Genomic DNA, 7955 nt, shown 5'->3' with positions numbered 1-7955 from the left:
ATGGTTAGTAGTTTTGCTCTAGCCCTAAATTAATGTTAGGATATTCCCTCTATTTTCTTTTTATACAGTAATGCTGCGCAAATAGTCTAAACTTATTGTACTAACTAAAAAAACGTACTGCTATATTAAGTATTTGAGGAGCCAAAGCCCAACTACTTGTCCTGACCAAAAAACATACTGCTATGTTAAGTATTTGGTAAGCATTCAGCCGTCAACTATTGCTTTTAATTTTAGATAAAAGCTTTACTAATTGAGTCAGAATTTATACTTACTATAAAAGCTGCCTGAAACAGTCTATATTCATTAAAATCCTCTTTTTTTTGCTGAAATATGACTGCTAATAGCTGAATGCTTAAAGTATTTGAGGGGCTAAAGCCCAACTACAAACAATTTTTGTTGGGTTTCCTACGTCTACCCAACCTACGCTTATTGTTTCCTTTAAATACTACGAATTAAAATTAGGATAAAACAAAATGAATCCCATCTATCAAGACTTAAAAGAAAAACATATTTTAATCACTGGTGGTAGTAATGGAATTGGCGAAGCTTTAACTAAAACATTTGCCGAACAAGCAGCAGAAGTTACAATTTTAGATAAAGATTATGAAAGAGGTTTAAAAGTAGCTGAAGAATGCCAACAATATCATTGTAAAGTCAACGTCTATGGAATAGATTTAACTGATAGTGAAGCTTTAACAGAAACTTTAGCTAAAGTTAAAAAAGACAAACCAGTAGTAAATGTTTTAATTAACAATGCTGGTTACGACCCCCGATGTAATTTGCTAGAAATGTCAGCACAACAATGGAATGATTTATTTCAATTAAATGTTGTACATTATTTTATTACCTGTCGAGAATTATTACCAGAAATGATTAATGCTGGTGGCGGTAGTATTATTATGACAAGTTCTCACCTAGTTTGGATTGCCAAACCAGATATGGTTGCTTACAATGCTACAAAAGCAGCAATAGTAGGTATGGTTCGGACTTTAGCAGAAGCAGTAGGCAAACACCATATTCGGGTAAATTCTGTAGCACCAGGTTGGATAATGACAGAAAGGCAACTCCAACAGTGGGTGACACCAGAAGCAAAACATAAAACTGTACATGAGTTACAATCAATTCCCATAGAATTAACACCCCAAGAATTAGTCGGAACATATTTATTTCTCGCTTCCGATACATCCAGAGCAATAACTCGTCAGACCATAGTTGTAGATGCAGGGTATGCACAGACTTAATACACAAGTCAAAAGTCAAAAGTCAAAAGTAAGAATCTGACCAGGTTCAGTTATTCTTCAGTTTTGGCTTTGTTGCATGAAAGTCGCGTTCTTAACATCCATTCCGCACCTATATTGCTCTGTTTCGCAATTATTAATGTTCTATTGATCTATTGTCCAATAGTTATTGCTCTGCACAGAAAGCGATCGCTATACACAAGTCAAAAGTCAAAAGTCAAAAGTTAAAAGTAAGAATCTGACCAGGTTCAGTTATTCTTCAGTTTTGGCTTTGTTGCATGAAAGTCGCGTTCTTAACATCCATTCCGCACCTATATTGCTCTGTTTCGCAATTATTGATGTTCTATTGATCTATTGTCCAATAGTTATTTGTCTGTCTATCAAACCTCAAAGCTTTTACCTGTAAAAGTTTCAGCGTTTTTTTGTTAAGCATTGATGTTCTATTGATCTATTGTCCAATAGTTACAGCAGTTTCCGCGCGTTATCAAGTACATATGCGGAGCAAGTGCGACAGCTATATACTTTCATGCAACAAAGCCTTATTTAATTATTAATTATTAATTATTCGGTAAATATATCTATAGCGCTACCCATTAAGGTTAGGATATGAATAGAAGCTGAAACCCTTTTTTATTCCCCTGTTGCCTGTTGCCTGTTGCCTGTTGCCTTGCGCGTAACGCTAAAGCGCAACTACAAACAAAGACTATGTCTCAAAAATCAACTATGGGTATTAACAAAACTTTATTAATTATGGCAATGGTCGGTGGAGCTGCAGTTGCCAACTTATATTACAATCAACCCCTATTAGCAATAATTGCCGAAAGCTTCCATGCTCCCACTCAGCAAGTTGGGTTAATTCCCATGATGACACAAATAGGTTATGCCTTGGGATTACTGCTATTTGTGCCCTTGGGCGATATCATAGAACGACGACGCTTAATTGTGACAATGCTGATAGCAACTGCTCTAGTTTTACTAACAGCAGCTATCTCTCCTAATATTAGTTGGTTAATTGTTGCAAGTTTACTTATTGGTATGACTACAATAGTGCCCCAACTTGTTGTACCGTTTGCTGCTTTTTTAGTAGAACCGGGAAAACGTGGCAAAGCTGTCGGAACTGTGATGAGTGGTTTATTCATTGGGATTGTTTTAGCTAGAATGACTAGCGGATTCGTCGGAGCAAATTTTGGTTGGCGAGCAATATATTTCTTTGCTAGTGGGTTGATGATATTAATAGCAGTAGTATCAATATTTGTACTGCCAAAAGCAAAACCTTCTGTCACTCTCTCATACCCTAAATTAATTCTTTCTTTGGGGCAAATAATTCGAGAACAATTATTATTGCGACAAGTAGCTTTAATTGGGGCAATGTCTTTTGCTGCTAATAGTATTTTCTGGAGTACAATGGCATTTTTCCTGAAAGCGCCACCCCTAAACTACAGTAGTAAAGTAGCAGGAATGTTTGGTTTGGTTGGTATTGTTGGAGCTATAACAGCGATAATTGCTGGTCGAATGGCAGATCGAAAAAATCCTAGATTGATTTCTATGTTAGGTGTTGTGATTTCTAGTTCATCATTTTTAGTATTTTCTTTAGCAAGATATGAATTATGGGGTTTAATTTTGGGAGTGATGTTGTTAGATTTGGGAGTACAAACAACTCAAATCTCTAACCAAGCACAAATTTATAGTTTGCCTGCCAAAATACATAGTCGTCTGAATACAGTTTATATGGTTTCCTATTTTGTAGGAGGAGCTATGGGTTCTTACTGTGGTAACTATGCTTGGAGTAATTGGCAATGGAACGGAGTTTGTGGCGTTGCTTTATTTGTTCTCGTTTCAGCTTTGAGTATTTTATACTTTACAATTTTCTGGAAAAAACCAAAGCAACAACTTTTGAGTCTTAGATCGACAAGATGAAATTTTTGTGCAACCCCCTATAGCTCCAGTAGTGGATTGTTTGATCTTAAATGGTGCATTAGGGAGTAGGGGAGTAGGGGAGTGGGGGAGTAGGGGAGAAAAATTGCTGTTGGGTTTATCCTGCGGATAAGCTCCGAAGATCGCACTTCCTCAACCTAACCTACGCCTATTGCACCATTTTAGATGTGTCGCTCCAGTAGCTTTCGTAGTTGTGCTAAAGCACTCCAAATATCTCTAGCAGCGCTAAAGCGCAACTACAAACTCAGACTTTTTTATAATTATTGCAACCAACTTTACCGAAAAAAGGAGAGGTAATTCTAAATTCTAAATTCTAAATTCTAAATTCTTGAAATCCTATCCGTTTTAAAGGAGAAGTAATATCATGTCCGCTGGTATCGTTTGTGTAAAATCAAGGGTGAATATCTACAGGAAATTTACGTTTTTTCAAGCTTTTAAGCCTTCTTCCCTCTTCCCTCTTCCTTCTTCCTTACTTCACTATACAATACCGATGCTACCGGACATGATATAATTCTAAATTCTAAATTCTAAATTCTTAAAACCTACACTTTTACACAACAAAATAAATAGGAATTTTAACTATGCGTGCTATACGTGCCATTCGCTTTTATAATTTTGGCTCTCCGACGACTCAACTCAAACTTGAAGAACTTCCCACTCCTGTTTTGCAACCAGGTGAAGTGTTGGTTGAAGTTCATGCAGCATCTATTAATCCCAGTGACGTGAAAAATATTTTGGGAGTTATGGAAAATACTACTCTTCCACGCACACCCGGTAGAGATTTTGCTGGAGTTGTCGTCGCAGGTGAGCCAAATCTAATTGGTACTGAAGTTTGGGGAACAGGAGGCGATATTGGATTTATCCGCGATGGTTCCCACGCTTCTCATTTGGTATTACCTGTAGCAGCAATACAACCCAAACCTCAAAATATATCCATGATACAAGCAGCAACTATCGGAGTTAGATATATTACCGCTTGGTTATCTTTGATTGAAGCAGCAAATTTACAACCAGGAGAAACTGTTTTGGTAGTGGGAGGAACAGGTGGGGTTGGCAAAGCTGCAATTCAAATAGCAAAATGGAAGGGAGCTAAAGTTTTAGGTACAGTGCGACGGGAATCAGATTATTCAATAGTTGAAACATCTGGTGTTGATATCGTTATTAATTTGGCAACGGAAAATCTTAATTCTGCTGTTTTAGCTGCTACTGGAGGTAAAGGTGTGGATGTTGTATTGGATACAGTGGGGGGTTCTATGTTGGAAAATAGTATGTTGACCCTCAGTCCTAGAGGTCGTTTGGTCGCTATTAGCGCTCCACCAAAAGAAGCGAAAATTTGTTTTGACCTCCGGGATTTTTATCACCGGGAGTTGCGCTTGTTTGGGGTAGATAGTCGAGCTTTTGACGTAACTCAATGTGGGGAAATTTTGGCAGAACTCAATCCCTTGTTTGAAACAAATGCTATTTTACCACCAGAAGCGATCGTTACTTACCCACTTAGGGGAGGAATAATTGCCTACGAACAAGTACACAATAGAACTAATGTTTCTCAGCTAGTTTTAACTACTAATATGTAGTAATATCATGTCCGGATAATTAGTAGACATCTCCAGAAAAGAGGCAGTAGGCAGTAGGGGGAAAGAATTGATAATTTCTGTATGATAATTGATTTGATTTTTGATTATTGGAGATGTCTAGTGATGAAAAAACTTTCTCCTTTTTTTTCCTTCTTCTTCCCTCTTTTTTTCTCCTGACTCCTGAGTTCCCCTCCTGGGAGGGGGAGGGGCGAGGGGTGGGTTGACTCCTGACTCCTCCGTCGTTAAATTTTTATACCTCCGAGACTCGAAAACTGTTGTAAGATGAGACAGTTTATTGATTAATCAAGGAAAAGTGTCTCAAAGCACAAAAAATTCTATCAAAATTTACCAAGATTCTAATTTTCAGATTATTATTGGAATCACTTTAATCGCACTTTTAGGCAGTGGTGCTATAAGTCCTATTCTACCTTCAGTAGCTGAAGATTTGAATGTTTCTCCCGAACATATTGGTTGGGTAATCTCAGCATTTGTTATTCCTATTACTATTGGTAGTCCAATCTTTGGAATATTAGCTGACCGTTATGGCAAAAAGCAAATTTTGATACCTGCTTTACTCTTATTTGCAATTGGTGGAACCATTTGTTCATTAGCTCCCAATTTTCAGACCTTAATAGAGTTTCGTTTTGTACAAGGAATTGGTGCAGCACCACTAGAATCATTAGTTTTAACATTAATTAGTGACTTTTATCGCGGCAAATTACTGACAGTAGCGATGGCTTTTAATGCCATGAATATCGGTCTTGCTTTAACTATTTATCCTTTAGTTAGTGGTGGGTTAACTACCTGGGGATGGCGCTATCCTTTCTTATTATCTTTGATGGCTATTCCCTTAAGTTTTTGGGTTTTATTTTATTTAAAAATTCCGGCAAGACCTAAGCAAAAATCATTTAACTTAAAAAAATATTTGAGAAACATTTGGCAAAGTATTAATAATTATCAAGTAGGGGGTTTGTTAATAGTAATTGTTTCTATTTTTATTCTCTCATTTGGTTCTTGTTTAACCTATATTCCTTTATTTGCAGATCGCCAGTTAGGAGCAACTCATATTGTAATCGGAATTATTTTAGCAAGCAGAGCTCTTGCCTTTGCATTTGTTTCATCTCAATTAGGGCTATTTGCCAAGTCCTTATCTGAAGTTACTCTAATCAAAGTTGCATTTGTTATTTATTGTATTGCTTTTATAATTATTCCAACAGTTAATAATATTTGGCTGCTATTTATACCTTCCATTTTATCTGGTTTTGCTCATGCTATGATATTTTCCTCAACTCAGTCTTTATTAGGACAATTATCTCCTGAAGAATATCGAGCAGGTTTTATGGCAGTTAATGTAACAGCTTTATCTTTGGGGCAAGCTTCAGGTCCAATTTTAGCAGGAACTATGTTTACTATTTGGGGAATGTCGGGGGTCTTTTATAGCAGCGCAATTTTTTGTTTGGTTATTCTTTTTCTGATTAGTTACTTGCTGATAAATACTGCTTCATAAAACCGATATAAAACGTCATAATTAGTGACATTTTAATGTTTACTTCCTGCTTCCACCGGAACTGTCGGCAGCACTCCGTACACAGGCACCCACGGTCAAGCCGACCGCATTTCTTGAGTGTGTCTTACATTCCAAGGTTTCCTCAGAATTACACACTCGCTTTCTTAAATTAATTGAGGCATTCAAGTCTCGGTCTATTGATAGGCCGCATTCTGGACAGTCATAAGTTCTGATGTTTAAAGGCATATCCTGTACATGACCACAATTCGTTGATTAAGTCAATGCTCCCTCCCTAAAAAGTTGAAAGCAGTTCAAAAGTGTAAGTATTTAACGAGACATGGTATAAGTTGCTAAGTTCACTTATCCCGATATACTATGTCTGTAAATTTATCTCAAACTTCTGAACCACAGATTTCGGCAAATTTATCTCAAACTTCTGAGCCAAAAATGAACTGTATACCTCGTTCATTTGATGTAAATGCAATAGAAAATTTTTACACCTGCACTATTATTACCAAGAATGGGATGGAAAACGTATTTAATCATTTTTTGCCTAGAGATGGTGATATTTATGTAGCAACTTATCCAAAGTCTGGTACAACTTGGACTATATCAATACTTGAACATTTAGTAAAAAAAGTTTGTGAAAAAGGTATTTCACTAGGCTTTTGTACAGAAATTTTTTGTCCTTGGTTAGATATGGCAGCAAGTACAGAAAACTGGCATTCAATATTTTCAAAGTTTGAGGGGGCGACATCCCCACGATTTTTTAAATCCCATGCTAGTGTAGGTTTAATCAAACAACCAGCAAGAATAATTCAATGTTTAAGACATCCTCTAGATACATTTGTTTCTGCATGGCATCATGTTAGAGGAAAAGAAGTTTTTGACTATAACGGATCTTGGTATCATTTCTTTTCCAAAGTAGCGCTAGAAGGAAAATTTGAGTGCGGTGATTGGTTTGACTATCACGAAGAATTTCTGAAAGCTTCTAAAGAAGGAGAAATTGAGGCATTATTTTTAAGGTATGAAGACATGAAAAAAGATAATGCTATTTCCGCTATACATGAACTTGCTAAGTTTATTGGGGTTGAATCCTATGATGCTGAAGAAATATCTAGAGCTACTAATTTTACAAAGATGAAAGAAAAATCTAATCAGGGACACATTGAGAAAGATGGAAATTTATCTGATGTTTTGGTTTCTCAAGAAGTTGGTGATAAAAATACTCCATCTAAGGCACATATACGCAAAGGAATTATAGGAGATTGGAAAAATTATTTGAGTGATAGTGAGCTGAATTTGTGGCGGAATTATGTACAGATCAAAAAAGAAACCTGTCCCCATGTGATAGATTTCTTTTCTTTAGAGGATTTACTTTGTTAATTTTCTGGAATTTTTGCTCCTCGCAATTATTGCATAAGGGAATAGGTCATAGGGCAGAATAATCAATTTATGAGTCACTATTTACTATTCCCTTTAACCGCTGCTCCAATGAATTTAATAGATTTCATATATCTATTTATACCCAAAAGCAGCGATGCTTGATTTGATTTTTTTTGTAATATATTTACCAATAAAATGAGTATAAGTATACAGAGAAAAATCGGCGTTACTACCTGGATATTTGGTCATAATAAATTAGAAAAAACTGCCAATATTATTTCAGAGATGGGTTTTGATGGAGTGGAATTATATGTA

At 36.2% G+C, this 7955-nt stretch carries 5 protein-coding genes and 1 pseudogene; 5 read left to right on the top strand and 1 reads right to left on the bottom strand.

All coding sequences use genetic code 11. The features are described 5' to 3' along the window. Positions 1 to 473: 473 nt before the first annotated feature. The 4 genes from F6K06_RS32795 (at position 474) to F6K06_RS32780 (ending at position 6254) form a co-directional block, all read left to right on the top strand. A complete protein-coding gene (locus F6K06_RS32795) occupies positions 474 to 1241 on the top strand; it encodes an SDR family NAD(P)-dependent oxidoreductase (protein WP_124143325.1) in 768 nt (255 codons plus the stop codon). A gap of 702 nt (positions 1242 to 1943) precedes the next feature. Then, complete coding sequence (locus tag F6K06_RS32790) at positions 1944 to 3155, top strand: MFS transporter (protein ID WP_205127229.1); 1212 nt, start codon at positions 1944 to 1946, stop codon at positions 3153 to 3155. A 599-nt stretch (positions 3156 to 3754) separates the two neighbouring features. Continuing rightward, the gene (locus F6K06_RS32785; protein ID WP_124143324.1) at positions 3755 to 4747 is read left to right on the top strand and encodes a zinc-binding alcohol dehydrogenase family protein; all 993 of its coding nucleotides are present in this window, start codon (positions 3755 to 3757) and stop codon (positions 4745 to 4747) included. A 313-nt stretch (positions 4748 to 5060) separates the two neighbouring features. Beyond that, positions 5061 to 6254: an MFS transporter gene (locus F6K06_RS32780; protein WP_124143323.1), complete on the top strand. Its 1194-nt coding sequence runs from the start codon at positions 5061 to 5063 to the stop codon at positions 6252 to 6254. 39 nt (positions 6255 to 6293) lie between these two features. On the opposite strand, the pseudogene F6K06_RS32775 reads toward F6K06_RS32780, so the two are convergent. Then, positions 6294 to 6524 (bottom strand): annotated as a pseudogene (locus F6K06_RS32775) (zinc ribbon domain-containing protein); the annotation flags it as partial. A gap of 105 nt (positions 6525 to 6629) precedes the next feature. Between F6K06_RS32775 and F6K06_RS32770 the strand changes: the two are divergent. Then, the gene (locus F6K06_RS32770) at positions 6630 to 7640 is read left to right on the top strand and encodes a sulfotransferase domain-containing protein (RefSeq protein ID WP_240038777.1); all 1011 of its coding nucleotides are present in this window, start codon (positions 6630 to 6632) and stop codon (positions 7638 to 7640) included. The last annotated feature ends 315 nt before the right edge of the window (positions 7641 to 7955 follow it).

The organism is Okeania sp. SIO1H4 (assembly GCF_010672695.1).
Lineage (GTDB): Bacteria > Cyanobacteriota > Cyanobacteriia > Cyanobacteriales > Microcoleaceae > Okeania > Okeania hirsuta.
This window is presented reverse-complemented; position numbering and strand designations above follow the sequence as displayed.